Source organism: Streptomyces sp. (genome assembly GCF_031178505.1).
Lineage (GTDB): Bacteria > Actinomycetota > Actinomycetes > Streptomycetales > Streptomycetaceae > Streptomyces > Streptomyces gulbargensis.
Genome location: NZ_JAPSIW010000931.1, coordinates 1 through 2324, shown reverse-complemented (window position 1 = coordinate 2324; position 2324 = coordinate 1). Strand labels below are relative to the sequence as shown.

General features: G+C 75.8%; 3 protein-coding genes. 1 reads left to right on the top strand and 2 read right to left on the bottom strand.

Translation table 11 applies throughout. The annotated features are described in order from the left end of the window. On the top strand, positions 1-579 hold a 579-nt coding region (locus RIF68_RS34660; RefSeq protein WP_309055477.1), incomplete at its 5' end, for a TIGR03085 family metal-binding protein. Positions 580-619: 40 nt separating this feature from the next. Here the strand turns inward: RIF68_RS34660 and RIF68_RS34655 are convergent. Both RIF68_RS34655 and RIF68_RS34650 read right to left on the bottom strand, forming a co-directional pair. Continuing rightward, positions 620-1855, bottom strand: coding sequence for an MFS transporter (locus RIF68_RS34655; RefSeq protein ID WP_309055476.1), 1236 nt, complete (start codon positions 1853-1855; stop codon positions 620-622). Next, on the bottom strand, positions 1852-2324 hold a 473-nt coding region (locus tag RIF68_RS34650), incomplete at its 5' end, for a winged helix-turn-helix domain-containing protein (protein WP_309055475.1). The genes RIF68_RS34655 and RIF68_RS34650, both read right to left, overlap by 4 nt.

Below are 2324 nucleotides of genomic sequence, written 5' to 3'. Positions count from 1 at the left end.
GGACCGGCCGCCCCCACGCTCTGCGAAGGCTGGCTGACCCGTGACCTGGCGGCCCATGTCGTGGTGCGGGAGCGCCGGCCGGACGCGGCGGCGGGCTCGCTGGTGCCGGTGCTGCGGGACCGGGCGGAGCGGGTGCGGGAGGAGTTCGCCGCGAAGCCGTACGAGGAACTGATCCGGCTCATCAGGACGGGGCCGCCCCGCTTCTCCCCGTTCACCATCAAGCAGGTGGACGAGGGGGCGAACGTCGTCGAGTTCTACGTTCACGCGGAGGACGTGCGGCGGGCGCAGGACGACTGGCCGGCCCGGGAGCCGGACCCGGTCTTCGCCGACGCCCTCTGGTCGCGCCTGGAGCGCACCGCCCGGCTGCTGGGCCGCAAGGCGCCGGTGGGCCTGGTGCTGCGCCGCCCGAACGGCCAGACGGCGGTCGCCCGTCGCGGCGCCCCGGTGGTGACGGTCTCCGGGGAGCCGGGCGAGCTGATGATGTACCTGTTCGGGCGGCAGGGCGCCGCGAAGGTGGACCTGGACGGGGAGCCGGAGGCGATCGAGCGGCTGCGGGAGACGAAGCAGCTGGGGATCTGAGCCGGGGGCCGGGCGGTTCGGCGTACGGCCGGGCCCGCGGTCAGCCCCCGGGCAGTTCGGCGCGGCGCAGGGCCGGGACGGCGAGGGTGTACACGCCGGCCAGGGCGCAGATCGCGGCGCTCACGGCGAAGACCGGGGCGGCGCCCCACAGGCCGATCGCCGCGCCGGTGACCGGGAAGCTCAGCGGGGCGATGCCCAGGCTGGCGAGGCTGGACACGGCGGTCACCCGGCCGAGGTGGGCCGGGTCGCACTCGGTCTGGACGAGGGCGTTGACCAGCGCCCCCGAGAGGCCGGCGAACAGGCCGACGGACAGGGCGACGGCGACCGCGACGGGCAGGTGCGCCGTGAAGGCGAGGGCCCCGATGGAGACGGCGCCCACCGTCATGGTCCAGCCGCTGACGGCCCCGGCGCGCGGGACGCGCCCTCGTACGGCCAGGAGCAGGGAGGCGGCGCCCGCGCCCGTACCGAAGCCGGCGAGGATCCAGCCGATGCCGGAGGCGCCCCAGCCGCGCTGTGCGGACAGGATCGCGAGGCCGACGTTGAGGGGGCCGACGAAGCCGAGGTCGCTGAGGAGCACGACGATCATCAGCGGGCCGAGCACCCGGTGGCCGCGGAGGTAGCGCAGGCCGTCGGCGAGGTCCCGCAGGGCTGTGCCGTCCCGGACCGCGTCCTCCCGCGGCAGCGGCCGTAGCCTGAGCGCGCTGAGGAGGGGCAGGGAGAGGGCGAAGAGGAGGCCGGCGACGCCGAAGGCGGTGGCGGAGCCGCCGAGGGCGACGGCGAGCCCGCCGAGCGGGGCACCGAGCACGGCGCCGAGGCGGTACGCGAGGCCGCGCAGTCCTTGGACGCGGGCGAGCTGGTCACGCTCGGCGATCCGGGGCGGCAGGGCTCCGACGGCCGGCAGGAAGAGGGCGTCGACCACACCGAAGACGAGGGCGACGGCGGCGAGGACCCAGAGGCCCGGGACGGCGAGGAACAGGGTCGCGGCGAGGCCGAGGGTGACGAGGCAGCGGACGGCGTCGGAGGCGAGGACGACCCGCCGGGGGCCGTAGCGGTCGGCGACCACTCCCCCGACGAGCATGAGCAGGGCGCGGGGCACGGCGGAGACGGCCATGACGAGCCCCGCCTGGGCGGGGGTGCCGCTGCTGACGGCGGCCCAGGAGAGGGCGAGGTAGTAGACGCTGTCGCCGAGGGTGGAGGCGGTGAAGGCGCCGAGCCAGCGCAGGACCTGGGGGTCGCGGTGGGCGGGTCGGGCGGATGCCTCGGTGAGGGCGGTCACGGGCGGAAGGGGAAGGCGTGGAGGTGCACGGCGACCTGTTCGCGTCCCTCGGTGTCGCCCGCGGCCTCGGCGGCGCGCGCCTTGGCGTCGTACTTCCGCAGCACGGCTTCGAGTTCCCCGTCGAGGGCAGCGAGTTCGGCGGCGGTGAGGCGGGGCATCCATTCGGCGCTGATGGCGGCGGAGCGCCATTCCTCCGGCCAGGCGAGCCGCTCCTCGATGAAGCGGAGGTGCAGATCGGCGCGCCGGTCGGCGACGAGGCGGCTGAAGGCGATGCCCACGGCGGCCTTCTCGGGGGCGTCGCGGAAGTCCTCGTCGCGGACGGTGATGCCCTGGGAGCTGGTGCGCCACCAGCGTTCACGACCGTCGGTGGACTGGCCGGGGGCCTCCTCGATGAGACCGTGCTCGGCGAGTTTGCGCAGGTGGTAGCTGACGAGGGAGACGGCTTCGTCCACCTGCTCCGCGAGCTGGG